This window comes from Tsukamurella tyrosinosolvens (genome assembly GCF_900104775.1).
Taxonomy (GTDB): Bacteria; Actinomycetota; Actinomycetes; order Mycobacteriales; family Mycobacteriaceae; genus Tsukamurella; species Tsukamurella tyrosinosolvens.
Window position 1 is genome coordinate 2,550,718 of the sequence record NZ_FNSA01000003.1, and the last position, 20,703, is coordinate 2,571,420.

The 20,703-nt window shown below is 68.3% G+C and carries 39 protein-coding genes; 21 read left to right on the forward strand and 18 right to left on the reverse strand.

Features of this window, described 5'->3' with window-relative positions:
- Positions 1–44: 44 nt before the first annotated feature.
- The 17 genes from BLW32_RS13825 (at position 45) to BLW32_RS27560 (ending at position 5,961) form a co-directional block, all read left to right on the forward strand.
- On the forward strand, positions 45–230 hold the full coding sequence (locus tag BLW32_RS13825) for a hypothetical protein (RefSeq protein ID WP_068741794.1): 186 nt from the start codon (positions 45–47) through the stop codon (positions 228–230).
- Positions 231–265: 35 nt separating this feature from the next.
- Positions 266–508 (forward strand): hypothetical protein, encoded by a 243-nt coding sequence (locus BLW32_RS13830; protein ID WP_068741793.1) that lies wholly within the window; start codon positions 266–268, stop codon positions 506–508.
- A gap of 58 nt (positions 509–566) precedes the next feature.
- Positions 567–1,370: a metallophosphoesterase family protein gene (locus BLW32_RS13835; protein ID WP_068741792.1), complete on the forward strand. Its 804-nt coding sequence runs from the start codon at positions 567–569 to the stop codon at positions 1,368–1,370.
- Positions 1,371–1,619: 249 nt separating this feature from the next.
- Positions 1,620–2,276 carry a hypothetical protein gene (locus tag BLW32_RS13840; RefSeq protein ID WP_139286159.1) on the forward strand — a complete coding sequence of 219 codons (657 nt, stop codon included), beginning with the start codon at positions 1,620–1,622 and terminating at the stop codon, positions 2,274–2,276.
- 172 nt (positions 2,277–2,448) lie between these two features.
- The gene (locus BLW32_RS13845) at positions 2,449–2,649 is read left to right on the forward strand and encodes a hypothetical protein (protein WP_068741790.1); all 201 of its coding nucleotides are present in this window, start codon (positions 2,449–2,451) and stop codon (positions 2,647–2,649) included.
- Positions 2,646–2,945 (forward strand): hypothetical protein, encoded by a 300-nt coding sequence (locus BLW32_RS13850; protein ID WP_068741789.1) that lies wholly within the window; start codon positions 2,646–2,648, stop codon positions 2,943–2,945. The genes BLW32_RS13845 and BLW32_RS13850 overlap by 4 nt, the downstream gene beginning before the upstream one ends.
- 77 nt (positions 2,946–3,022) lie before the next feature.
- A complete protein-coding gene (locus tag BLW32_RS13855) occupies positions 3,023–3,226 on the forward strand; it encodes a hypothetical protein (RefSeq protein WP_068741788.1) in 204 nt (67 codons plus the stop codon).
- Positions 3,223–3,396 carry a hypothetical protein gene (locus BLW32_RS27555; RefSeq protein ID WP_156486412.1) on the forward strand — a complete coding sequence of 58 codons (174 nt, stop codon included), beginning with the start codon at positions 3,223–3,225 and terminating at the stop codon, positions 3,394–3,396. The genes BLW32_RS13855 and BLW32_RS27555 overlap by 4 nt, the downstream gene beginning before the upstream one ends.
- Positions 3,393–3,641 carry a hypothetical protein gene (locus BLW32_RS13860; protein ID WP_068741787.1) on the forward strand — a complete coding sequence of 83 codons (249 nt, stop codon included), beginning with the start codon at positions 3,393–3,395 and terminating at the stop codon, positions 3,639–3,641. Before BLW32_RS27555 ends, BLW32_RS13860 begins: the two co-directional genes overlap by 4 nt.
- Complete coding sequence (locus tag BLW32_RS13865) at positions 3,641–3,964, forward strand: hypothetical protein (protein ID WP_068741786.1); 324 nt, start codon at positions 3,641–3,643, stop codon at positions 3,962–3,964. Before BLW32_RS13860 ends, BLW32_RS13865 begins: the two co-directional genes overlap by 1 nt.
- The gene (locus BLW32_RS13870) at positions 3,961–4,206 is read left to right on the forward strand and encodes a hypothetical protein (protein WP_068741785.1); all 246 of its coding nucleotides are present in this window, start codon (positions 3,961–3,963) and stop codon (positions 4,204–4,206) included. The genes BLW32_RS13865 and BLW32_RS13870 overlap by 4 nt, the downstream gene beginning before the upstream one ends.
- Before the next feature lie 32 nt (positions 4,207–4,238).
- Positions 4,239–4,481 carry a hypothetical protein gene (locus BLW32_RS13875; protein WP_068741784.1) on the forward strand — a complete coding sequence of 81 codons (243 nt, stop codon included), beginning with the start codon at positions 4,239–4,241 and terminating at the stop codon, positions 4,479–4,481.
- Positions 4,478–4,669, forward strand: coding sequence for a hypothetical protein (locus tag BLW32_RS13880; RefSeq protein ID WP_074850575.1), 192 nt, complete (start codon positions 4,478–4,480; stop codon positions 4,667–4,669). The genes BLW32_RS13875 and BLW32_RS13880 overlap by 4 nt, the downstream gene beginning before the upstream one ends.
- Before the next feature lie 20 nt (positions 4,670–4,689).
- On the forward strand, positions 4,690–4,905 hold the full coding sequence (locus tag BLW32_RS13885) for a hypothetical protein (RefSeq protein ID WP_068741782.1): 216 nt from the start codon (positions 4,690–4,692) through the stop codon (positions 4,903–4,905).
- Positions 4,906–4,946: 41 nt separating this feature from the next.
- Entirely contained in the window at positions 4,947–5,207 is a 261-nt protein-coding gene (locus tag BLW32_RS13890; protein ID WP_068741781.1) for a hypothetical protein, read from the forward strand.
- Between the two features lie 46 nt (positions 5,208–5,253).
- Positions 5,254–5,472, forward strand: coding sequence for a hypothetical protein (locus tag BLW32_RS13895; RefSeq protein ID WP_068741780.1), 219 nt, complete (start codon positions 5,254–5,256; stop codon positions 5,470–5,472).
- Between the two features lie 312 nt (positions 5,473–5,784).
- Positions 5,785–5,961, forward strand: coding sequence for a hypothetical protein (locus BLW32_RS27560; RefSeq protein ID WP_156486411.1), 177 nt, complete (start codon positions 5,785–5,787; stop codon positions 5,959–5,961).
- Between the two features lie 278 nt (positions 5,962–6,239).
- On the opposite strand, the gene mihF is transcribed toward BLW32_RS27560, so the two are convergent.
- From mihF to BLW32_RS27085, 13 genes are all read right to left on the reverse strand, one after another.
- On the reverse strand, positions 6,240–6,551 hold the full coding sequence (gene mihF / locus BLW32_RS13905; RefSeq protein ID WP_068741779.1) for an integration host factor, actinobacterial type: 312 nt from the start codon (positions 6,549–6,551) through the stop codon (positions 6,240–6,242).
- An 81-nt stretch (positions 6,552–6,632) separates the two neighbouring features.
- Positions 6,633–6,845, reverse strand: coding sequence for a hypothetical protein (locus tag BLW32_RS13910; protein ID WP_068741778.1), 213 nt, complete (start codon positions 6,843–6,845; stop codon positions 6,633–6,635).
- A gap of 15 nt (positions 6,846–6,860) precedes the next feature.
- Positions 6,861–7,454 (reverse strand): ParB N-terminal domain-containing protein, encoded by a 594-nt coding sequence (locus BLW32_RS13915; protein WP_170181050.1) that lies wholly within the window; start codon positions 7,452–7,454, stop codon positions 6,861–6,863.
- Between the two features lie 83 nt (positions 7,455–7,537).
- Complete coding sequence (locus BLW32_RS13920; protein ID WP_068741776.1) at positions 7,538–7,768, reverse strand: hypothetical protein; 231 nt, start codon at positions 7,766–7,768, stop codon at positions 7,538–7,540.
- A 2-nt stretch (positions 7,769–7,770) separates the two neighbouring features.
- The gene (locus tag BLW32_RS13925) at positions 7,771–8,037 is read right to left on the reverse strand and encodes a hypothetical protein (protein ID WP_068741775.1); all 267 of its coding nucleotides are present in this window, start codon (positions 8,035–8,037) and stop codon (positions 7,771–7,773) included.
- 7 nt (positions 8,038–8,044) lie between these two features.
- Complete coding sequence (locus BLW32_RS13930) at positions 8,045–8,257, reverse strand: hypothetical protein (protein WP_068741774.1); 213 nt, start codon at positions 8,255–8,257, stop codon at positions 8,045–8,047.
- Between the two features lie 3 nt (positions 8,258–8,260).
- Positions 8,261–8,431 carry a hypothetical protein gene (locus BLW32_RS27565; protein ID WP_156486410.1) on the reverse strand — a complete coding sequence of 57 codons (171 nt, stop codon included), beginning with the start codon at positions 8,429–8,431 and terminating at the stop codon, positions 8,261–8,263.
- Between the two features lie 98 nt (positions 8,432–8,529).
- Positions 8,530–8,709 (reverse strand): hypothetical protein, encoded by a 180-nt coding sequence (locus tag BLW32_RS13935; RefSeq protein WP_068741773.1) that lies wholly within the window; start codon positions 8,707–8,709, stop codon positions 8,530–8,532.
- A gap of 21 nt (positions 8,710–8,730) precedes the next feature.
- The gene (locus BLW32_RS27080) at positions 8,731–8,913 is read right to left on the reverse strand and encodes a hypothetical protein (RefSeq protein WP_139286161.1); all 183 of its coding nucleotides are present in this window, start codon (positions 8,911–8,913) and stop codon (positions 8,731–8,733) included.
- Between the two features lie 48 nt (positions 8,914–8,961).
- The gene (locus tag BLW32_RS27570; protein WP_156486409.1) at positions 8,962–9,120 is read right to left on the reverse strand and encodes a hypothetical protein; all 159 of its coding nucleotides are present in this window, start codon (positions 9,118–9,120) and stop codon (positions 8,962–8,964) included.
- Positions 9,121–9,135: 15 nt separating this feature from the next.
- The gene (locus tag BLW32_RS13940; protein WP_068741772.1) at positions 9,136–9,315 is read right to left on the reverse strand and encodes a hypothetical protein; all 180 of its coding nucleotides are present in this window, start codon (positions 9,313–9,315) and stop codon (positions 9,136–9,138) included.
- Complete coding sequence (locus BLW32_RS27575; RefSeq protein ID WP_156486408.1) at positions 9,312–9,461, reverse strand: hypothetical protein; 150 nt, start codon at positions 9,459–9,461, stop codon at positions 9,312–9,314. The genes BLW32_RS13940 and BLW32_RS27575 overlap by 4 nt, the downstream gene beginning before the upstream one ends.
- Entirely contained in the window at positions 9,458–9,934 is a 477-nt protein-coding gene (locus BLW32_RS27085; RefSeq protein ID WP_068741771.1) for a hypothetical protein, read from the reverse strand. The genes BLW32_RS27575 and BLW32_RS27085 overlap by 4 nt, the downstream gene beginning before the upstream one ends.
- Positions 9,935–10,247: 313 nt before the next feature.
- Between BLW32_RS27085 and BLW32_RS13950 the strand changes: the two genes are divergently transcribed.
- On the forward strand, positions 10,248–13,268 hold the full coding sequence (locus BLW32_RS13950) for an FtsK/SpoIIIE domain-containing protein (RefSeq protein WP_068741770.1): 3,021 nt from the start codon (positions 10,248–10,250) through the stop codon (positions 13,266–13,268).
- Between the two features lie 111 nt (positions 13,269–13,379).
- Here the strand turns inward: BLW32_RS13950 and BLW32_RS13955 are convergent, their stop codons facing one another.
- Positions 13,380–13,643 carry a hypothetical protein gene (locus BLW32_RS13955; RefSeq protein ID WP_068741769.1) on the reverse strand — a complete coding sequence of 88 codons (264 nt, stop codon included), beginning with the start codon at positions 13,641–13,643 and terminating at the stop codon, positions 13,380–13,382.
- Positions 13,644–13,790: 147 nt separating this feature from the next.
- Between BLW32_RS13955 and BLW32_RS13960 the strand changes: the two genes are divergently transcribed.
- The 3 genes from BLW32_RS13960 to BLW32_RS13970 all read left to right on the forward strand — a co-directional run bounded on the left by BLW32_RS13960 (position 13,791) and on the right by BLW32_RS13970 (position 15,333).
- Positions 13,791–14,021, forward strand: a complete 231-nt coding sequence (locus tag BLW32_RS13960) for a hypothetical protein (protein ID WP_068741768.1) — start codon at positions 13,791–13,793, stop codon at positions 14,019–14,021.
- 99 nt (positions 14,022–14,120) lie between these two features.
- Positions 14,121–14,339 (forward strand): hypothetical protein, encoded by a 219-nt coding sequence (locus tag BLW32_RS13965; protein WP_068741767.1) that lies wholly within the window; start codon positions 14,121–14,123, stop codon positions 14,337–14,339.
- A gap of 52 nt (positions 14,340–14,391) precedes the next feature.
- Positions 14,392–15,333 carry a DMT family transporter gene (locus BLW32_RS13970; protein ID WP_068741766.1) on the forward strand — a complete coding sequence of 314 codons (942 nt, stop codon included), beginning with the start codon at positions 14,392–14,394 and terminating at the stop codon, positions 15,331–15,333.
- Between the two features lie 21 nt (positions 15,334–15,354).
- Here the strand turns inward: BLW32_RS13970 and BLW32_RS13975 are convergent, their stop codons facing one another.
- The 4 genes from BLW32_RS13975 to BLW32_RS13990 are packed head-to-tail and all read right to left on the reverse strand — an operon-like array spanning position 15,355 to position 20,637.
- The gene (locus BLW32_RS13975) at positions 15,355–15,621 is read right to left on the reverse strand and encodes a hypothetical protein (RefSeq protein WP_068741765.1); all 267 of its coding nucleotides are present in this window, start codon (positions 15,619–15,621) and stop codon (positions 15,355–15,357) included.
- Positions 15,621–18,599, reverse strand: coding sequence for a DEAD/DEAH box helicase (locus BLW32_RS13980; protein WP_068741764.1), 2,979 nt, complete (start codon positions 18,597–18,599; stop codon positions 15,621–15,623). Before BLW32_RS13980 ends, BLW32_RS13975 begins: the two co-directional genes overlap by 1 nt.
- Positions 18,596–19,999 carry a helicase associated domain-containing protein gene (locus BLW32_RS13985; RefSeq protein ID WP_068741763.1) on the reverse strand — a complete coding sequence of 468 codons (1,404 nt, stop codon included), beginning with the start codon at positions 19,997–19,999 and terminating at the stop codon, positions 18,596–18,598. The genes BLW32_RS13980 and BLW32_RS13985 overlap by 4 nt, the downstream gene beginning before the upstream one ends.
- Entirely contained in the window at positions 19,996–20,637 is a 642-nt protein-coding gene (locus BLW32_RS13990; RefSeq protein ID WP_068741762.1) for a 3'-5' exonuclease family protein, read from the reverse strand. The genes BLW32_RS13985 and BLW32_RS13990 overlap by 4 nt, the downstream gene beginning before the upstream one ends.
- Positions 20,638–20,703 lie beyond the last annotated feature (66 nt).

Below are 20,703 nucleotides of genomic sequence, written 5' to 3' on the forward strand. Positions count from 1 at the left end.
ACACGTCCGATCAATACCTGCGAACGACGAGGAGAGGCAACACCATGAGCGACGGCATCATCGAGCTGACCGCATTCGAGGTCTACGGGCCCGACGGAAGCTTCGACTCGAACCACGATGAGGACGACCTCGACATCGCCGAGCGCGAGGCGGAAGCGATCAGCGGGAAGGTCGTCCGTGTGACCTACACGGCGACGAAGCACGAGACCGTGCGCGACTACAGCGCGTAGACCCCCGCGCCACCTACGAACAGAGGAAGAAGCCCGTGCACTTCAACGATTTCGAGAAGCTCCACTTCGCCGGCAGCGCGTTCACTGCGCACCGGCTCTCCGACAGTGACCCGGATGAGACACTGCTGCAGGTCACGCTCGGAGAGGCAAAGTCGGGCGGCAGCTGGCGCGTGATCGTGTGGGAGGAGGAGACCGGCAAGGTGCGCTCCGCGGTGAACGTGGCGGACCGCTCGTCGGCGTATGCGAAGGCCGACGAGGTCGCCTCGGCGTATCTCTGAGTGCACCCGACTGCACCTGGCCCCAACGTTCGCACCCCCGATTCGCGAGAGGAACGTCGTGACCCCCACCAGCACCATCGCAGGGTTCCCCGAGCCCACCTCCGTCGGCGTCGCCGGCGACTGGCACGGCGCCGGGAAGTGGGCCAAGCACGCCATCGACCGGCTGATGGACTACCGGCCGGTCGACGCGCTCGTCCAGCTCGGCGACTTCGGCTTCTGGCCCGGCGGCGGTGGCCAGGCGTACCTCGACGCGCTGGAGAAGGTGCTCGAGCGATACGGCCTCCCCCTCTTCTGGATCAGGGGCAACCACGAGTGGCAGCCGGAGCTCGCTGCGTGGCCGGTCACAGACGGGGTTCAGATCATCCGTCCGCACATCGTCCACCTGCCGGCCGGCTTCCGGTGGCAGTGGAAGGGGCAGACCTGGTTGGCGCTCGGTGGGGCCCCGTCGATCGACCGGGACCTGCGAGTTGCCGGCGTCGACTGGTGGCCGGACGAGGTCATCTCGGATCTGGACGTCGAGGAGGCGATCGCCGGCGGGCCGGCCGACATCATGATCTGCCACGACGCCCCGCGCGGCGTATCGGAGCTCGATCAGTGGCTGTCCGTCAACGGGATCGCTCTGCCACCGATCATCGCCTCCGACGCCGACTACGGCCGATCCCAGGTGCGCAAGGTCGTCGACGCGGTGCAGCCGAGCCGCCTCTTTCACGGGCACTACCACCACCGCTACGACGGCGAGATGCGCGGAGACGGCTTCACCACCGCGATCACCGGCCTGGACTGCAACGGCAGCACCACACGCAAGAACATGCTCCGACTCGACCTTCCGGTCGCCGCGGTGACCGAGCTCTTCGACGACTAGTCCGGCCACCGCGACGCCGTGCTCGAAGCGTGCGAGACGCCTGTCTACCTGCGCGTGTCGCGTCCTTTTCGTGGGACGATCCCATTCGAGACCGGCTTACTGACGCTTCGTCGCCAAGCCGTGTGTTAGTGTCGAAGCCGATCCCGTCGCCGGCGGACGGCGCGGGTCGTTCTGACCAACCACAGCATCCGCCGCCCTCCCCCGGCCCGGGCCAACGCGCCCGGGCCGGGGCCACCGGAAGGATCAACCATGCCCACCCCCAACCTCTCTCAGATGGTCGAGGACTTCACCTCGGCCCAGGATCGGCTGGTGCACTCCCGCGCCAGCCTCGTCACCCAGCTGGGCACGCACCCGTACCTCCCGCGTGACCTCGCCGACCTGGGTCTGGGCGAGCGGCAGGCCAGGACGCTGCACGCGGAGGCGAACCGAGACGGCAACCAACTGTGGACGGACCCTGCTTACGCGGCCCTTCGGCCGAAGCGGGGCTACCGAACCGACGTCGTGGGCATCGTCCCCAGCAGCGCGGACGGCGCGCTCACGATGATGCTGGAGTACGGGATCTACCTGCGATCGACCCGCTTCGCACGTCAGCAGCTCATCGACGAGATCGACTACGCCGGAACCGACTCCGACTCGAAGCTGCAGCACGTGTTCCCAATCGAACACCGCGCGACCTTCGGCTCGCCGGATGCCGTGAGCAAGCGCCTGCCCGGGTTCGGGCGGATCCGCAAGTACCTCGCATCGCACGATTGGAATGGGCCGGCCGACGCTCTGATCCTGGGCGAGCAGATCGAGTTCTCGCTCGACCTCGGCTACGACGGGCCCGGAGGCATTCCGGGTGTGCGGCACGTGCGCCTCTCGGACCTGCAGCGAGCTAAGACGTTCAAGGGCGTTCCCGGCTACTGACCGCTAGTCCATCGAGCCCGTCACCTGTCCAGGGTGACGGGCTCGTGCTCATTTCGACCATTCTGACCTGCAAGTGTCGCGTCCCCTGAAGTGGACGCAAGGAAAGCCGTGAGGCGCCCCGTCGAGCGCGCCGCGGCCATGCGAGTACGCGCGTCCGTGCCAGATTCCCGCTATGCCCCGATACGAGATCAGCCACCCTCAACTGCCCGGTTCCTGGTGCACCGACGCCGCCGACCCTTCGGACGCCCGTGTCGTCGGGTCGACCGCAGTCATCACCACCCTGCGAGTGCAGGGTCTCGCCACCGCGGACACCACCCTGGCCGACGTCGCGGACGCGATCGTCGTGCGCGAGACCCAGTCGGAGGCAGCATGAGCATCCGGAGCACCAACCTGGCCCACTCGAAGATCGCGGAGCTCTTGGAAGAGTGCGGCGGCGCCGTGGAGATCATCTACGGCTTCAACTCCGGCGGCTACGAGAGCAACGTGTACTTCATCACCGCTGACGGCGGCGCCCTCGGAATCGATACGGTCATCGCCGAAATCGACCAGGTCGACTTCACCGATGAGGCGGACCGTCAGTGGTTCATCGTCGGCTACCAGGTCAACTACGAGGACCACGATCTGATCGACGACCACACCGGCGCGAAGATCCCAGCCGCGTACGCGTAGCGACCGCGCCGCATGCGTCCGGACTGCGCCGCAACTGGCACAGTCCGGCGAACGGTCCCGCTCCCGGAGGAGTCCCCATGCCCCAGATCAGCCTCGCCGAACGTCGAGCACTCGTGCAGACCGCCGGCATCACTCTCGACGGTCGTCCCGCCTCGATCGGCGGCGCACGGAACGACTTCGCGTCCGTGTCCACCACCGACGGGGGTCCGCTCGTCGACGTCGAGTTCGCATGGGCGACCGTCGCGCGCGTCGTCGATGCGGGCGGGGACTTCCGCTCATGATCTTCCACGCAACGCACCCGGACAGCCCGCGTGAGCTCTCCTTCGAGGCGGACGACCCTGAGTCGGCGCTGGAGATCGCCGCTGGCGAGTTCGCGCACGAGCTGAATCTCGCCGTCGACGACGCGCACCGGCAGGTCATCGTCAGCACCGCCGAGGGAGCCGCCGCGTGAACACGGTCGATGTCACGCTGCAGCTCACCGCAGAAGGACTCGTACGGCGCGTTCTCGCGCCGGCAACGCGCGTCGGCTTCTCCGCCACCAGCCAGGTTCCGGTCGTGGGCGAGAGCGGCGCCGTCGAGGTCGCGAAGAAGACGGCCTTCGCCACCGCGAAGGAGCGCGCCGCGCTCGCTCCGCTGAACGCGCGCCTCGACCCGAGCCGGCGCGAGTGGATCGTGACCTTCGAGCGGGTCGCGTGATGGGCCACGTGCACGTGGAAGTTCACCTGGAGCTCGACAAGTTCGAGCCCGACTTCTCGGAGGCCGTGCGCATCTCGCGTGCCGGCCGGGCAGACGTCATGCTCGCGCGAAAGGACCGACACCCCGGGGTCTGGGACAGCGACGCCGCTGGTCAGGCCGCGACCACCCTCGCACGCGAGTTCGGCCTCGACAGCGCCGAAGCCACCGCCGCGGCAGCCACGGAAGTCGCCTGGGCCGGCGAGACATCCGACCCGCGATGGATCGTGACGTTCGACCTCGCCTCCGACAGCGAGCTCTCTCCCCCGACGAAAGGCATCCGATGAGCGCCGGGCCCCCGACGCGTGAGGCAGTCGCCCAGGCGATCGCGAGCGACCCCGAACAGGCGGCGACTGCCCTCGCTCGCGTGCTGTCCGTCCTCGGCTCCCGCGACTGGAATGCCAGCGCGGCGTGCGACATCGGCACCGTACTGGACCCGCTGGCTCGATCGTGGGGGCTACCTCCGATCAACGGGGACGCAGGTCCCGACATGACCTTCTGGCGCACGGTCCGCGAGCAGCGCGGGTAGCCGACGCACGAACCCACACGAAAGGACGAGCCATGGCTGACATCAAGCCCAACTGGGCCGCAGTCGCCGAAGCCCTCGCGGCGCACCCCGAGCAGTGCCGAGCCGCGATCGCGAGTATCGCTGCCGGCCTCGGGTCGAAGGCCGAGTGGGACTCCGACGAGTTGGAGTGGATCCCGGGTGTGATCAACCAGGCGCTTCTCGAAGCGGGCCTTCCGGTGATCAGCGACGGCAGCGAAGAGGTCTTCACCTTCTGGACGGGGGTGTACAACTCATGATGAACCTCGAGATCCACGCGTCCACCAACGGGCCCGATGACGCTCAGGCGCTCGCGACCTGGCTCGAGAAGATCGCCAAGCAGATCCGCAAGGCCGGCGGCGATCCCGTCATCGAGAACGGCACCGCCGTCCAGTACACCGACGACGGCCCACAGGACATCCACTTCGACGTCAACGCTTCGGCGTGACCGGTCAGCAAGGAACGAACATGCCGCACACATTCACCGTCTCCCTGCAGACCCACGCCGAGTGCGTGATCGAGGTGGAGGCCGACAGCGTCGAAGCAGCGATCGCCGCGGCCGAATCCGAGAGCTACCAGCGCCTCTGCAACGAGTGCAGCCACGAGCTGGAACTGGGGGACGACTGGAAGGCCGTCTCCGCCGATCGTGACGGCGAACTCGTGTGGTCCAGCGACGGACAGTGAACGCGCCGGCCATCACGACACTGAACTCAAGAAGGGCCCACATGCCTCTGCTCAAGGTGCAGATCCTCTGCACGCCCTCCGGCTCCGCCGACCGCATCCGGTGGGGCGCCAACAGCGTCTCCCTCTCCGCAGCGCCTTCCCTCAGCGACGCCGACTCGGCGGCGGACCTGGCGCGCCAGTACGTGTTCGCGACCGCGAACGAGCGCACGGCCGCCGCGGCGGTGTCGGTCGAGCGTCGCGGCGCCGGCGGCGGTGTCGACTCCGGCTGGGACATCACCTTCGACGTCCGGAACGCCTGGTAGACCGCACCACACCGATGACCCCATCACCACACCGAAAGGAATCACCATGAGCACCGAAGCCGAGCGCATCCGCATCTCCGACGAGGCCATCGCCGAGCGGACCAAGATCTCCGACGATGCGCTCGCCGAGCGCACGCGGATCTCCGAGGGTCCCGGAACCCCCGAGGAGAAGGAGGCCCGCAAGCAGGCCGTCACCGACGAGGCGGAACGGAAGAAGGAAGCCGTCACCGCCGAGGAGGAGCGCCGCAAGCAGGCGCTCGGATAGAGCGGGCGATGCCGATGATCGTGTGGGACGAGCCCCACAACGACGAAGGAGACCAGAACGGCGCCACGACCATCTCCGGACACGGCTTCTGGTCTCTCGGCCAGAACCGCGGTCCGGACGACTGGGGTGTCGAACTCATCGCCCGCGACGAGTACCTCGACGAGATCGACGGGGGCGTGCACGTGGGCACGTATCCGACTGCGGCCGCAGCTCGTGCGGCCGCGCAGGACTACGAGGACGCTCATGGCGGCCTGACCTACGAGCAGTTGCACGAGGCCTGCGTGCACCCCGACGAACGCTGGGAGAACAGCTATGCCGAAGTTCCGCATCGACAACCTGGTCGACAAGGCCCTCTCCGACGACGCGGTGATCGCCTCCGACGCGGAAGAAGCCGTCGAGACCTACATCGCCGGCCTGAACCCGAACGACTTCAGCGTCGGCGAGTGGGAATCCCTCCGCGACAACATGCTGGTCGAGCAGGTCGACTAGGTCGAGGAGAACGAGAAGTGCCCGCAACCTTCAAGGTCGCGGGCACTTCTCGTTGCGTCGGGGTCAGTCGTCGATCACATACGCGTATCGACCTGGCCCGCGGCGGGCCCACTCCCCCGGCGTGTAGCCGTGATCCGCGACCAGCACTGCGGAAGCGGGCCCAAGGACACGTTCTTCCGAGCCCGTGATCGCCGCGAGCTGCTGGCCGGCGACCGAACGTAGGTGCCAGACATCCGCGTTCGTGTTCGTGAGCGTCGCTGCGGTGCGGGCAGCCACCCTCAGCCCCCGAACCTCTCGAGCAACGCTGCGCGCTGGCGCTCGCCCAGGCCGGCCACACGCCGCGTCGGCGCGATACCGAGCTCGTCCATCAGCTCGGCCACACGGACCTTGCCGAACTTCGGCAGGGACTCGAGCAGGGCCGACACCTTCATCTTCGCGACGAGGGGTTCGCCGCTGCGCCCGAGCACGTCCGCGAACGAGGCCTTGCCGGACTTGAGGTCCGACTTCAGGGCGGCGCGCGCGGTGCGGGCTGCGGCGGCCTTGGCGAGCGCCTCGGCGCGCTGCTCGTCGGTGAGGTTGGGGAGAGCCATGAGAGTTCCTCCTGGTAGTTGGCTGGTTCAGACGCGGGCGACCGTAGCGGGATGGGCTGACAGCCGCGGTGCGCGGCGCGTCTACAGCTCGAGCCCCGAGCGCTTCAGGTCCGCCTCGACGTTCGCGACCCCACGCCGGTCACTCGATGTCGCCGGGGCGTGCACGATGTCCTTCGTCTTGTCCGCGGGCACGAACTTCCAGTGGCCGCCGCCCGTCTTGCTGACGGTCCAGTTCTCCTTCTCTGCCGCGGCGATCAGGTTCTTCAAGCGCTTCTTGTAGTCGGACCCGCCCACGGCGACACCACTCCCCTATTCGTTCTGCCGGCTCTCCAAGAACTCGACCGAGGCGAAGACTCCCGCCTGACGCAGCCGCTCCTGGAGCTCTGCGGCGATCGTCGGCCGCAGCTCCGGGTGACGGGGAAGGTACAAGGAAACAGGGCCATCGACGCGGCCGGACGCGGTATCGCACTGGATCCAGTGGCCGGTCGAGCTTCGGAACGATGCCGAGCTGAGGACCGCGTCGATGAGGTCTGCGGCAGGCGGTTCAGCGGTTACCCGGTAGACGTCGCTGTGGTCGTAGTCCGCGGCGGGGTCGTAGCCGACGCGGACCGGGATGTCCAAGCCCAGCCGCATCGCGGCGATCGAGCGGTGCATGCCGTCGACGACGCGGACCGCGGGGCGCCACCAGGCGTCCTGTTCGACGATGACCGGCCTGTCGAAGCCCGAGGTGCTCAGTTCGGTCTCGAGCTCCGCGACGCGCCGGTTCTCGAGCGGATCGACCAGCAGGAGTTCGGCCTGAGCCCAGGAGTCGCTGTTGGCCGGCTGCACGTTCGAGCGGAACCAGGCCGCCGGGACCGTGCGAGCGCGCCGGCGCGCAGTGAGCAAGAGCGTGGTCCGATGCACGCACACCTCCCTGTCGAATCTCTAAATCAGAGAATAGCTCGCAGGTTGGCCCGCGTCCATCTGCCTGCTCGGGGTCTCGCCCGCTACCGGACGACCTCCCGCAGCTCCAGGACCATCTCCTGGCGCCAGAACGCCAGCATGGTGATGGCGATCTCGGTGTCGGAGTCGGACGGGTCGAAGTACTCCTCGGGGAGTCCGCCGTCGCGAGCTCGGGCGGCGAGATCCGCGTGCGCGGCAGCTTCGGAGTGGAACAGTGTGGTCTCGGCGGGTGCGTCTTCGAAGTACTCAGTGAGTTCCCAAACGGTGTCGGCCATGGTCATCCATTCCGAACGTCGTCCATGTCGTGGTCTTCAAACCGCCCCGGCCGCAGCGTGCGAACGATGACGTGCCCGTCCACGACCTGGCGGGCACAGTCGAGCACGGTCTCCAGGTCCGCTGCCGCCGAGATGTTGCACTCGCCGCCGGTGGTCACGTCGTCCTCGTCGAAGGCGAGCTTCTCGCAGGCGATTCCCGCGAGGTCGAGCGCGGTGAAGAGGTTGTCGATGTCGCAGCCGGCCTCGGCGCGGAAACAGTACGTGGGCATGGGGCTCCTAGCGTTCGTCGACGATGGTGATCGTCGCTGTGGTGTCTTCGGTGATGAGGATCTTCGCGGTGCCGTCCGGAAGGCCGATCACCGACACTTCGACGATCTCTTCCCTGTCGTTGGTGATCGTGACGGTGCGAAAGGGCGCATCGTCGGAATCCTCGGACCGGGTCAGTCCGGTCTCTCCGTGGGTCTGGAAGTCCCAGTTCGTGCAGCCCACCGTCTACTCCTCGGCGGCCAGGGACTCGATGCGGTCGAGCAGGTCGCCGATCAGGTCCCACACCTCGCCGTCGTTCTCGTGCTCCTTGAGCCACTGCGCGGCGTCTTCGGCGCCACGGTCTTCCAAGCACGTTGCCAGTTCGCGGGGAACGGAGTTCGTCCAAGTGTCGGTCACGGTGTGCTCCTAGATCTTGCGCTTTCGGCGATCCCCATCTCTGGGGCTTCTTGATTCGATGAGGTTGCCGCCGCTGACGCGCGCCGGCACCGCGATCACTACTCTTCGACGCGGCGGACGGGCCGGCCGTGCAGTTCCGCGTAGCCGAGCGCGTCCTCGTCGGGAAGGTGGGCCGGGAACAGCGGCGCCCACCGAATGTCAGACTCGGGGGTGACGCGGAGGACGCTTCCAGTGGTCAGATCGACCAGCGCACCTTCGTTTCCGTGGATCTCGGCCATTTCTGCTCCGTTCTGTGTGGACTACGCTGCCCACGCTGCGGCGTCGTCAGCGTTGGTGGTCCAGCCGACTACCTCCAGGTCGTCGCCGGTGTCGGGGTCGATCAAGCCCCCAGCTGTGGGGACCTCGCCCCACAGCTGTGCGAAGTACTTTCCGGTATCGGACCGGTAGACCAACCACATCGGGCCTGTGTGAATGTTCGCCACGTCGTTCTCCTTCTCGGTGCGAGTTTTGGCTCGCGGGAATCGTGCTGATCAGTCGCGCTCGATCGCGCTCGGCACGTCGTAGGGGGCGTCCTCGTACACCTCGAACTTCGCCGCACGTAGCCGGCGCAGGAATTCGGCGACCGCCGCCTCGGCGGTGTTCGCCTCGATGTCCTCGATGACGCTGGCCCGGACGTTGTATACGGTCATGGTTCTCCTTCTGGATCAGCTTCCGGCGGGCAGCAGGTTGTCGGCGTGCTCTACGGATGTGGAGCCGGGCTCTCCGAGGTCGTCCCAGTCGACCTCGTACAGGTCGGGGTCGCCTGGGAGCACCGCCCTGACGGTGCCGTGGAAGACCTGCTCGAGATCGGAGATTCGGTCGCCGGCCAGGTACTCGCGCGTCACAAATCGCTCCGCTCGACCGTCTCCCGCAGGTCCACGTAGGCGTCCCAGATCTCGTCCGGCAGCTCATGCGTACACACCCGCGCCTGCCGCAACACCAGTCCCAGCGTTTCGATCTTGCTCAGCACGAGTCCCTTCGACCCGCTCATCGCGACACCTCGCTCCAGAGGTACGGGGATCCGAACGTCCCGGGATCGGTGACGTTCTGCACCACCGCGCAGAACGGGTGCACCACGTTGTCGAAGACACGGCCCACGGTCGCGTTGCTGTCAGCCGGGATCAAGATCGAGAAGTCGATGTGGGGCTCGTCGCCGCCGGTCTGATCCGAGACGCTCAGCGTGTCCGCCCCGGGCACGCCGGCGTCCTTGAGCAGCTTCCGCATCGCAGCCTCGGCCTTGGCGAGTCCCTCCTCGGTGAGCCAGTTCTCCTCGGTGAGGAGTCCGTTGAGGTCTCCGCGCTCGGTCGCGAAGTGCAGGTACTCGACGACGCCGACGGTGAGCTCGCCGTCGGTCTCCAGGTAGGCCCCGGGAAGCTGGTCCTCGCCGATGTCGATGCCGGAGTGCCTGCTGGTGTCACGGATGCTGTCGACGGAGTCGTTCCAGTTGCTGTCGATGAGGCTCATGGCGGGCACTATGCGACCTCACGCCGGGCGCCGTCGACGGCGGCGCGGAATTGCGTGCCGCCGAGCGAAGAAGCTCCGGTCGACTTCGTGTCGCGTTCGAAGTCGACCCTCGTGCGGGCATACCTTCCCAGCCAATCGCCCCAACCGCGGGGTGGGAGTCGTCTACGTGCTGGGCCGCGACCTCAGCCGGATTCGACGGTCAGCTCCCTCAGGAGCACGCGGCTCGTTTCGCCTTCTGCTCACGCAGGGCACGGCTGGTGGTCGCGGCGCCGACGAAGTCCGTCCCTGCGCTGCACAGGAGGTCTACAGACCCATGGTCCAATCGTCCCGACTCAAGAAGCTCGCCCGCGAGCACATGGCCGCACACCCCGAGGTGAAGTACCAGCAGGCCCTCGCCGCTGTCACCGCAGCCGACGCCACAGCGCCGCCTCCGCCGGGAGGCCCCGGCACCTCGATCGGGGGTGACGGCCCGCACGTCCCCAACTTCCTCGAGGCGCTCGGCATCACCGATCTCGCGACCAACGACTTCGAAGCGGTGTGGGCGCGGAACTCCGCCACGGGATCGCTGCGGGCCCCGATCGGCTACCTGCGTCGCGGCGACGAGATCCTTCCCGAGCTGAACTACCTCGACATGCTCGAGGAGAACCTCGGCGGCGACGGACCGCATGGGGGGATCGCCGGCCGGACCGGATCGGGCAAGAGCTACTTCCTGCGCTCGATCCTCCTCTCGCTGGTCTCGCTCTACGGACCGGACGACATCGCTCTGCTGCTCGCCGACTTCAAGGGTGGGTCGACATTCCTCGGATTCGACCGGCTGCCACACACCGTGGCCGCGCTCTCAGGCCTCGAGCAGAGCAACAGCCTCATCGAACGCTTCGCCGCTGTCGTCGATGGCGAGGTGACCCGTCGCGAGGAGTTCATCACCGGCCAGAAGGGCTGCGCGGACATCCACGCGTACCGCCGCAAGCAGCGCGAGAACCCGAACGACCCGAACTGGCCGGCGCTGCCCCACCTCGTCATCGTGGTCGACGAGTTCGGCGACTACCTGCGCCACCGGTCCGCCTTCCTGGACATGCTCCTTCGGACCGCACGTGTCGGGCGATCTCTCGGTGTCCACCTCGTGCTGGCGAGCCAGTACCTCGACAGCGGCAACGCCGCAGAGCTCCTTCCCTCCCTGAGCTTCGGGTACTGCCTCGCGGTCAACCACCCCGCCCACTCGAGAGCGATGATCGGCACGGACGCCGCGGCGAACATGATCCATTCCCGACAGACAATGGGCAAAGCCCTGCGGAGGCTGCCGGCGGACCCGGCACCGGTCGAAGTGGTCGCCTTCAATCACGAGGCTCCCCTGCCCGGCGACGGGCCGCACACGGGCGACGACGCACGCGACAACATGGCTCAGGCTCTGATCGCGCGCCTCGCTGCGCTCGACGTCCCGCGTGTGCCCGCGATGTGGACTGATCCGCTGGATGTGCCCCGCACCTTCGCGGACGAGCCCGCGCTCGAAGAGGAGAAGCAGGGGCTCAAGATCCGGATCGGCGTGCTCGACGCACCGCGGCGCCACGAGACCCTCCCCTGGATCCTCGACTTCACCGGGCAGCGTCCGCACTACGCGATCGCCGGTGGCCCGAAGTCGGGTCGGTCGACGACGCTGCGCACGATGGTGCTCGCGAGCGCCGTCACGCACGCCGATGGACGGGTGGCGTTCATGCTTCTCGACGGCCACGACAGGTCCCTGTCTGCGGTCGCCGAAGCGCCGAACGTCGCCGCGCACGTCGCGGCCGGAGACGACAATGGAGTCCGCGCAGTCCTCGCGGAGGTGGATCGGCTGATCGAGATGCGCACGGCGGCGATGGCCGTCGCGGGCCATCACGTGGTCGACCAGTACCTCGGACGGAAGGACTCGGACTCCGACGACCCGTACGGCTACGTCGTGGTGGCGATCGACGGCATCGGCACCTTCCTCGGGGACGGCGATCGGCGTGCTCAGGCCGATCGCCTCCTGAACATCATCGAGCGCGGCCACACGGTCGGCGTCCACCTCGTCTTCACGGCAGACAGCGCTGCATCGGGGAGCACCGGCAACGTCCCGCACTACTCGATGGAGGTGCCCGGTGTCGTGCAGCTCTGGTCGACCAGCTACGCCGGCACCCGGATGCCTGCTGAGCTCCGCCTGACGCTGGACTCCCTGATCCCGGAACGCCAGCCCGGACGCTCGTTCGACCCGGTGACGATGCTGCAGGCCCGCATCCTCCTCCCGATCGACCGCGGCATCGACCCGGACGGAACTGACCACGGCGTCCGGAGGTACGCGATCCACGACCGCACCGACGAGATCGGGAAGCTGAGTGCCTCGCTTGCCGAAGGGAATCCCGCGAGCAGGGTCCCCGTCGTCGAGCCGGGGGCGATCACCGCCTCTGCTCGCGCCAAGCAGAAGAAGGACATCGTCACGGTGCGCGCGGAGATCGACGCGATCATCGGCCAGGACGCGGTGAAGAAGGAGCTGCACGCGCTGCTCGGTGCCGCTGAAGTGGAGATGGAGCTGCGCCGGCGCGGTCTGCCCTTGACGCGGTCGGCGTCGCGCAACCTCGTGCTCGCCGGCGCGCCCGGTATCGGCAAGAGCCACCTGGCCGGCCTCATCGGACGCATCCTGCAGATCACCGGACGTCTCTCGACCGGCAAGGTCACGCGCGCGACCCGTGCGAGCCTGGTCGGGACCCACATCGGGGAGACCGGCGCAAGGACGCAGGCGGTTCTCGACAAGGCCCACGGGGGCGTGCTCTTCATCGACGACGCCTACGACCTCGCCCGGGAGCAGGATGAGCAGATCGACCTGTTCGGCCGCGAAGCGCTCGATGCGCTCCGCGGTCATCTGGAGCGCGACCCCGACGATCTCGCCGTGGTGATCGCCGGCTACGCGCCACTGGTGGAGCGTTTCCTGGAAGAGAACGCGCTCTTCGCCTCGCACTTCGGCACTCGGATCACCTTCGAGGCGTTCACCGATGCACAGCTGTGGGAGCACCTGCTCAACTTCGCCGAGTGCGATGGGCGGTCCGTCCACCCCAGTGCTGAGGAGCCCTTCCGCAGCGCCGTCGCCATCCTCGATGTCGCGGACCGCAAGGGCGACCGGCTGATCGACGTGGCTGGAAACCTCCGGTTCGTGCGCAACGTCTACGAGGTCGCCCTGGGCGTCGCCGCTCAACGTCTGAGCACGTCCGAGGACCTGTCCGCACTCTCGGACGCGGAGATGCTGCTGGTGACCGAAGACGACGTCTCCGCCGCGGTGTGCCGGGTCCTCAGCGGCTTCGGGCTCGGTCTCTCCGACGCAGCCTGACCCGTGCACATGTCGCAGAACCCCGGTCGCAAATCGCCGGCCGGGGTTCTGCGGCGCTGGCCCTGACCTGCTGGTGTCGCGTCCTCGGGCGAGGACCGAGGAGAGTACCTGTCAGTTGCGGACGATCTCGACGCCGAAGCGGCCGGCGTGACCGGTGAAGGACGTGCCAGGGGCGAGGAAGACGTCCCCGGAGCCCGTGGCGAGCTCGGTGGCGAAGCGTTCGTGGAGGGCATCGATTTCAGCCTGCTGCGCACCGAGCTCACGCAGGCGGCCGGTCGCATGGAACAACGCGAGGTCTCCCGTGGAGTCGCCGTCGTAGTCGTTCTTGGTCCACGTGGGGTGTCCGGGCTCGGTGATGGTGAGGTTGTACGACACGAGGTGCCTCTCGTCGAGATGGTGGAGAGTGTCCCCAACCATGCGGTGCTGCCATTGTCGAACGGGTCGAGCCTCCAGCGCGAGTGACGACACGCATCGCGCGCCGCGCGCCTACGCGGCGCTGGGCAGCGAGTACCTTGCGGCGCCATGAGCTTCCGTTACAACATCGAGGTCCGCGTCGACACGACCGTCCATCAGGTGGGCGGGTTCGACAGCGCGAGGGCGGCCGCCGCCGCGTCACACGTCGAAGCCTCGTTCTTCGGCCAGCCCACGGGGATCAACCTGTCCGTCGCCCAGATCCAGTGGGCGATCGAGGCCGGCGCGAGCGAGATCCCCGTGCGCGACGCCGACCCGGAGATCACTGTTCTCGTCAGCTGAGTCGATCTCGTTGACCGAGCGATGAAGCCCAGTGGCAGCGCTCTTGCCAGCCCGCGCCCTCGGCTGGCCTCGCCACCGCCGTCTGCCACCGTCGCCGACATGAGCGCATACAGCATCCAGATCCAGGTCGACGACGACATCCACGAGGTCGGAGGTTTCGACGACGCCGACGGTGCCGCAGGCATGGCCCACGTCAAGGCGACCTACTTCGGGTCCCAGCACCAGCCGAGCTCCGACACCGCCGCGGCTCTCGAAGCCGGCGAGAAGGCGATCGTGATCCGCGGCGCTGACCCGAAGATCACCGTGCTGGTGTCCTGACCTGTATCGCACACAGGCCCACCCCGCCAGGGCGCACAGGGCGAAGCTGCTCGTGCCTGCCGCCGCGGCCGTCGCCGTCGCCTTCTGGGCGCTCAAGCCAATCTTCATCACCCTGGTCGGGGACCGTGCTGGGTTCACCGAGCTCTACCTCGCGAGCGCGTTCGCCGCTGCGGGCGCGAGCTCGCTCATCGCGATGCGGTATCGGCAGGCCGCACTCACCCTCATCCGCGCCGGCCGGCCAGCGGTGCGCGGCGCAGCGTCAGCCGCGACGTCCGGCCTCGCACTCGCGCTCTGGTACTACGGCTTCTACCGTGCGCTGTTCACCGCCCCCAAGGTCGACGCGACGGTGATCGCGTTCCTGTGGCCGCTCATCGCCGCGGTGGCTGTGCCGCTGCTGTCGACGGCGCCGGTGCGCCGGCTGACGCGCCTGCAGTGGGCACTGGTTCTGGTCTCGTTCGGTGGGGCTGTGGCGGTCGCGGCTGGTGGATCGGGTGAGGCCGGCGGCGGCTTCTCTCCGGGAATCGCGTGGGCCTTCGCCGCGGCCGTGGGCAGCGGGATCTACCTTCCCTTCGCGCTGAACGCGACCGCCGCCTTCGACAGGATCTTGCACTCGAAGCTGCTGGCGACGTTCTTCGCCGTCTCGATCGCCAACGGGGTCTCGCTGCTGGCGGTGGCCGCGGGCCTGACAGTGACGGGGTATCGGCTGGACTTTGCGCGCTTCGACGGACGCGTGCTCGGCATCAGCGTGCTGATCGGCGTGGGCACCTACGTCGTCGCAGAACTCGCGTGGACGTGGGCGTTTCGCGAGTCGCAATCGCTGGCCCTGACGAGCTTGCCGTACTTCTCCCCCGCGGTCTCGGTGCTGCTGCTGTTCGCGTTCTTCGGGGAGCCGGTGCGGCCGGCCGCGCTGGGCGACCTCGTCGTGATCCTTGGAGCAAGCCTCGTGCTGCACGTGATCGACGGCCGTGCTCCGGCTGGCGATACTGGCGCATAGGCCGACCGAGACAGGGCCTGCTCACCAGCCGTTCGGCGGAGGGCCTCCGCGGCGCATCCACTCGATCAGCATCGCGATGCCGACGAGTGGCACGGAGAGCACCCAGAAGGCCGCGAACGACCGGAAGGCTGCGTCGATCTCCGCGTCGGTGAGCTTGCGGCCCTCGTGCTCCTCGTACTTCGCGAGCAACCGCAAGTCCTCGACCCGGTCGATCGCGTCGTACACGGCGACTGCGACCGCGGCGTAGGCGAAGGCGATGCCGGTGACGAGAAGGGTGGCGGAGAGCATCAGGCGGCCTGTGGCGGTGTGGGTTCGTGCTTGAGCTTCGGGCGGGCGTCCCAGATCCACCCGGGGACCGCTTCGAGTTCAGCGACACGCTCAGCTGACAACCGCCCCGCTCGGTAGTCCTTGCGGCGGCTGTTCACCCACGTACCGAGAGCGAACCCGGTAACCGACACGTACCCCTTCGCCACGCGCGCGTGACCGTTCTTCTCGACGAAACCACGCAGTTCCGACACGCCGTTCTCCCACAGCGAAGAAACCACGTCCCACACCCACCCGGGGACCGCTTCGAGTTCAGCGGCACGCTCAGCTGACAACCGCCCCGCTTGGTAGTACTTGCGGCGGCTGCTCACCCACCAGCCGAGAGCGAAACCGGCATCCGTCATGTACCCCTGCGGCACACGCACGTGACCGTTCTTCTCGACGAAACCCAGCAGCTCAGCCATGCCGGTTTCCCACAGCGAAGAAGCCACGTCCCACACCCACCCGGGGACCGCTTCGAGTTCAGCGACACGCTCAGCTGACAACCGCCCCGCTCGGTAGTCCTTGCGGCGGTTGCTCACCCACGTACCGAGCGCGAACCCGGTATCCGTCACGTGCCCGTTCGCCACGCGCGCGTGACCGTTCTGCTCGACGAAATCCCACAGTTCCGACATGCCGTTCTCCCACAGCGAAGAAACCGCGTCCCAGAGCCACCCGGGGACCGTTTCGAGTTCGGCGACACGCTCAGCTGACAACCGTCCCGCTCGGTAGTCCTTGCGGCGGTTGCTCACCCACGTGCCGAGCGCGAACCCGGTATCCGTCACGTGCTCGTTCGCCACGCGCGCGTGACCGTTCTGCTCGACGAAATCCCGCAGCTCAGCCATGCCGTTCTCCCACAGCGGAGAAACCGCGTCCCAGAGCCACCTGGGGACCGCTTCGAGTTCAGCGACACGCTCCGCCGACAACCGCCCCGCTCGGTAGTCCCCGCGGCGGGTGCTCACCCACTTGCCGAGCGCGAAGCCGGTATCCGTCACGTGCCCGTTCGCCACGCGCGCGTGACCGTTCTTCTCGACGAAACCCAGCAGCTCAGCCATGCCGGTTTCCCACAGCGAGGAAGTCACGCTCCAGAGCCACCCGGGGATCGCTTCGAGTTCAGCGACACGCTCCGCCGACAACCGCCCCGCGCGGTTCTCCCAGCGGCGGCTGCTCACCCACCCGCCGAGAGCGAAGCCGGTATCCGTCACGTGCCCGGCCGCCACGCGCGCGTGACCGTTCTTCTCGACGAAGCCCCGCAGCTCAGCCATGCCGGTTTCCCACCCTGCAGTGCTCCGGTCCAGCATCCGTAGCGTGAACCCGGACTGGATGATCTCCGACGGCACATCGATCGCGATCAGCCGCTTGGCGGCTGCGACATCTGCCGCAGCTGGCCGCTGCGCCAATTCCACATCCGGAGCTGCAGCATCGCCCTGCGACTGCGCCGTGTCCGCCGCCTCGTCCGCAGAGCCAGCGCCCCCCGAAACCGCACAGCCCGCTTCCTCGCCGGCGACTGCACCTGACTCGCGTCGCCGATCGGCCTCGTCCGCCATCGCGTCGCGCACCAGCACTCGCATCGCCTCCGAGATCCTCGGATCGTGGTCCGCGAGCGCCGCGATCGCCTGGCGCACCTTCGCGAACTGCGACTCCTCGACCGCCGTCTCCGGGTCCTCGCCGGCGCCGATGCGCACCGCCAGGATGATCAGCGCGGTCCGGTCGCCGTTGCGGCGGATCGCGCGCCCTACGCACTGCACGACGTCGATCTGGCTGCCGCGAGACTCGCCGAAGAGGACAGCGTCCAGCGCCGGCACATCGATCCCCTCACTGAAGCAGTGGACGTTGGACACAACCTCCAGGCCGCCCGCTCGGGGATTCGCGAGGCGAGCGACCGCTGCGCGGCGGACGGCCGTCGACATGGTGCCGTCGATGTGCTCGGCTGTGCCGTCTGCGAGCCACTCGCCGGTCCGGGCCGCGTGCACGTGTTGGAACGCCTCGACGAACTGCTTGCTGGACTTGCGGGTGTTGAAGAAGGCGATCGCGGCGTGCAACCCGTGTTCGGCCGCGGCCTTCGACAATGCGACGACGGCGGCGACGTGATCGACCGAGAAGCGCTTCCCGTCCAGAGTGACGGTGTCGAGTACGGCGGTGGCCGCCTCCAGTTCCGCGTCCTGGACGCCGATCACGGCGACCCGGTACTCGGACAGGATCTTCCTCTCGATCGCCTCGGCGACGGAGAGCGTGTGCCGCTGCTGGCCGAAGAGCGCGGTGTTGTCCATCGACGCGAGCAGTGTCGACGACGCGCTCGCGGACTCGGAGCTCGCGAGCTTGTGCACCTTCGGCGTGGCGGTGAGGAACAGGCGCCGCTCGGCTGGCACGTGCGTGTCATGGAGGACCCGGCCGAAGGGCTTGTCCGTCCGGCCCGCGGTGCGGTGTGCTTCGTCGCAGACCACGACGGACCACGGCTGAGCTTTGTGGTCTGCGTGGGCCTCGATCACCTTGCTCAGTGACTGGTACGTGCCGAACGCCACTCGCACGCGCTGCCCGTTCCCGCGCAGGAACGCTGCGACGGTCGCGGCGTCGGTGGTCGCCGGCACGGTCAGCTCGGAGACGTCGAGATCCCCTTCGACGTCGACGGCCTTCTGCTCGGCCCTGGTCAAGCTGGAGCAGATCGCGATCGCGTCGAACGCGAACGGGGCGTGCGTGGCCCACTCGTCGAAGGTCTGCTGCAGCAGGTTCAGATTCGGCACCAGCAGCAGCACCGTCACCGGCTCCGAGCCGGACGGAAGGAGCTTCGCAGTGGCGTGCTGGCCGACGAGGGTCTTGCCGGTGCCGCAGGCCATGACGAGCAGCTGTCGAGCGAGGGCAGCGTCGACCCAGCCCACGGCCTTCTTCTGGTGCCGTTTGAGCTTGTGCGGGGCACGCTGCCGCAGTGCGGGCGCAGCGACGCCGGCCGGAACGATCACGCTCATGCGGCGGCTCCGGTCTCCGTGTCGGAGGCCGGCTCGGACCACGTCCAGCCGTGCAGGGACGACAGCGCCTCGCGCGACTCCTGCGGCAGGCGGCCGGCGACGTACGCGCGGCGCTGCTCGGCCACCCAGGCGCCCAGCGGGAACTCGTCGAGGGCGGCGTAGTCGAAGGGCACGTCGAAGTGACCTTGCGCGCGGTAGAACCTGCGCAGGTGCGCGATCGCCACCCGGCGGACCCACGCCTGAATCTGTGTCTCGATCCGCACGCGGCCACGGGTGCGGCTTCCCACCCACTCCCAGCCGGGGACGGCCTCGAGCGCGCGGATCCGTTCGGGACTGAGCGTTCCGTTGCGGTAGGCGATCCGCTGCTGCACGATCCATGCTCCGAGCCGGAGGCCGTCAGGCTCGACGTGCGCCGTGCTCACCGCACCGCCACCGTTTCGGACGGCCTGCTGGCGCAATCGGTCCAGTCGAGCACGCCACCGGTCCTCCTGGGGCGTCCACGTCCACCCCGGGACCGCCTCGAGTCGCGCCTGCGCGGTCGAGCTCAACCGGCCCCGCCGCTTCTCGGCGCGCTGGCGCTGCACCCACAGGCCGAGCGCAACTCCGTCGACGACCACGCTCGGACGGATGGCGGCAGTCCCGGTCTCGGCGGACACGCGAGCGAGAAGCTCGATGCCGCGGTCGAAGTGCAACTGTGCACGCCGGCCGCCACCGGTGGCGGAGCGGCGTCGCGCGAGCTCGGCGCCGCCGATGCTCCAGGTCCAGCCCGGCACGGCCTCGAGTGTCTTGGCGCGCTCTCGCGTCATCTGCCCTCGCCGGTAGAACTGGCGCTGGTTGTGCACCCAGTGGCCCAGCTTGATCCCGGAGTCGGTCACGTGGGAGGTGCGCAGATCGAAGCACGACCCGTCGTGCTCACGCGCGTACGCCAGCAGCGCCCGATAGCCCTTCTCCCAGATCTTCTGGGGACTGCGCGACCACCGCCATCCCGGGAGCTTCGTGAGGGCGGCAGCGCGCTCGGCCGACATCGCGGCCCGCCGGTAGCTCTGCCGTTGCGCGGCGACCCAGTGGCCGAGCCGGATCCCGGAGGCGGTGACATGCCCGGTCGGCACGTCCGCCGTGCCGTACTCGTCGACGTACGCCAGCAGAGCCTGCATGTTCTGCTCAGCGGGGTCTTCTCGGGCAGCGGCCCATTTCCACCCGGGCAAGGACTCGAGGCGCGCGCTCCGTGCGGGGCTCAAGACTCCGGCTCGATGTCGCTGCTGCTGGGTGCGGATCCAGTAGTAGATCTGGACGCCGCCTTCGTGGCGGAAGTCCTGGGGCACGTCGCAGGAGCCGTGCTCGTCAGCGAACGCCTGCAGCTGCGCGTAGGCCGCCTCCCAGCGAGCGTCCCACGCGTTCATGCGGCGTCCGTGGCCGGCGCGGCGTGCGGGCCGATGCCGTAGCGGTCGCGGAACCGGCGCACGATGTCGAGCGATCGGAGGCAGTCGCCGATGACGCGGTGCCCCGAGGTCGCGAGGGTCGCGCTCATCGCCTCGTACCCCTCGCGGTCGATGAAGCGCACGAGCTCGGAGTACGAGGACGCGTCGATGGTGCGGTGGTTGAAGCGCTCGAAGAGCTCGGGGGCGTGCTCGGCGAGCATCGGCGCATCGAGGCTGCGAACGGAACTGCCGGCGAGAGGGATCGACTCGGGCACTCCGAAGCGCGCAAGCGCCTCGGCGACCACGTGCCCGGCGTCAGCGGCGTCGGTCGAGACCACGCGCCCGGGGTAGTCAGAGCCGTCCGGCGCGACGATGAACCGGTTCGGGTAGATGAGGTCCTCGATGAGGCCGTTGTCGAGGTGCATCTGCTGGGCGATCGTCAGCGCCTCGCCGGCGCCGCGAGCGGCGAGGGTTGCGCGGGCCCAGGCGACGGCGTCGGTGCTGGCGACCAGCACGGTGAACGTGCCCAGGGCGCCGAGCTGCTCGTCGAAGGGAACGACGCCGATCTCCAAGATTAGGTCCTGTTTCGGTTCCAGGCCGGTGGTTTCGATGTCGAGCATGGTGCGAAGATCCAGCACGGAGGCGCCCCTTCCAGACGATTGACTCTCTATTTTAGAGAGTACCGA

Coding starts and splice junctions, on each gene's coding strand:
- BLW32_RS13825 (WP_068741794.1), top strand. CDS start 45: ATGAGCGACGGCATCATCGAGCTGACCGCATTCGAGGTCTACGGGCCC.
- BLW32_RS13840 (WP_139286159.1), top strand. CDS start 1,620: ATGCCCACCCCCAACCTCTCTCAGATGGTCGAGGACTTCACCTCGGCC.
- BLW32_RS13845 (WP_068741790.1), top strand. CDS start 2,449: ATGCCCCGATACGAGATCAGCCACCCTCAACTGCCCGGTTCCTGGTGC.
- BLW32_RS13850 (WP_068741789.1), top strand. CDS start 2,646: ATGAGCATCCGGAGCACCAACCTGGCCCACTCGAAGATCGCGGAGCTC.
- BLW32_RS13855 (WP_068741788.1), top strand. CDS start 3,023: ATGCCCCAGATCAGCCTCGCCGAACGTCGAGCACTCGTGCAGACCGCC.
- BLW32_RS27555 (WP_156486412.1), top strand. CDS start 3,223: ATGATCTTCCACGCAACGCACCCGGACAGCCCGCGTGAGCTCTCCTTC.
- BLW32_RS13865 (WP_068741786.1), top strand. CDS start 3,641: ATGGGCCACGTGCACGTGGAAGTTCACCTGGAGCTCGACAAGTTCGAG.
- BLW32_RS13870 (WP_068741785.1), top strand. CDS start 3,961: ATGAGCGCCGGGCCCCCGACGCGTGAGGCAGTCGCCCAGGCGATCGCG.
- BLW32_RS13875 (WP_068741784.1), top strand. CDS start 4,239: ATGGCTGACATCAAGCCCAACTGGGCCGCAGTCGCCGAAGCCCTCGCG.
- BLW32_RS13880 (WP_074850575.1), top strand. CDS start 4,478: ATGATGAACCTCGAGATCCACGCGTCCACCAACGGGCCCGATGACGCT.
- BLW32_RS13885 (WP_068741782.1), top strand. CDS start 4,690: ATGCCGCACACATTCACCGTCTCCCTGCAGACCCACGCCGAGTGCGTG.
- BLW32_RS13890 (WP_068741781.1), top strand. CDS start 4,947: ATGCCTCTGCTCAAGGTGCAGATCCTCTGCACGCCCTCCGGCTCCGCC.
- BLW32_RS13895 (WP_068741780.1), top strand. CDS start 5,254: ATGAGCACCGAAGCCGAGCGCATCCGCATCTCCGACGAGGCCATCGCC.
- BLW32_RS27560 (WP_156486411.1), top strand. CDS start 5,785: ATGCCGAAGTTCCGCATCGACAACCTGGTCGACAAGGCCCTCTCCGAC.
- mihF (WP_068741779.1), bottom strand. CDS start 6,551: ATGGCTCTCCCCAACCTCACCGACGAGCAGCGCGCCGAGGCGCTCGCC.
- BLW32_RS13920 (WP_068741776.1), bottom strand. CDS start 7,768: ATGGCCGACACCGTTTGGGAACTCACTGAGTACTTCGAAGACGCACCC.
- BLW32_RS13925 (WP_068741775.1), bottom strand. CDS start 8,037: ATGCCCACGTACTGTTTCCGCGCCGAGGCCGGCTGCGACATCGACAAC.
- BLW32_RS13935 (WP_068741773.1), bottom strand. CDS start 8,709: ATGGCCGAGATCCACGGAAACGAAGGTGCGCTGGTCGATCTGACCACT.
- BLW32_RS27570 (WP_156486409.1), bottom strand. CDS start 9,120: ATGACCGTATACAACGTCCGGGCCAGCGTCATCGAGGACATCGAGGCG.
- BLW32_RS27575 (WP_156486408.1), bottom strand. CDS start 9,461: ATGAGCGGGTCGAAGGGACTCGTGCTGAGCAAGATCGAAACGCTGGGA.
- BLW32_RS27085 (WP_068741771.1), bottom strand. CDS start 9,934: ATGAGCCTCATCGACAGCAACTGGAACGACTCCGTCGACAGCATCCGT.
- BLW32_RS13950 (WP_068741770.1), top strand. CDS start 10,248: ATGGTCCAATCGTCCCGACTCAAGAAGCTCGCCCGCGAGCACATGGCC.
- BLW32_RS13960 (WP_068741768.1), top strand. CDS start 13,791: ATGAGCTTCCGTTACAACATCGAGGTCCGCGTCGACACGACCGTCCAT.
- BLW32_RS13965 (WP_068741767.1), top strand. CDS start 14,121: ATGAGCGCATACAGCATCCAGATCCAGGTCGACGACGACATCCACGAG.
- BLW32_RS13975 (WP_068741765.1), bottom strand. CDS start 15,621: ATGCTCTCCGCCACCCTTCTCGTCACCGGCATCGCCTTCGCCTACGCC.
- BLW32_RS13980 (WP_068741764.1), bottom strand. CDS start 18,599: ATGAGCGTGATCGTTCCGGCCGGCGTCGCTGCGCCCGCACTGCGGCAG.
- BLW32_RS13985 (WP_068741763.1), bottom strand. CDS start 19,999: ATGAACGCGTGGGACGCTCGCTGGGAGGCGGCCTACGCGCAGCTGCAG.
- BLW32_RS13990 (WP_068741762.1), bottom strand. CDS start 20,637: ATGCTCGACATCGAAACCACCGGCCTGGAACCGAAACAGGACCTAATC.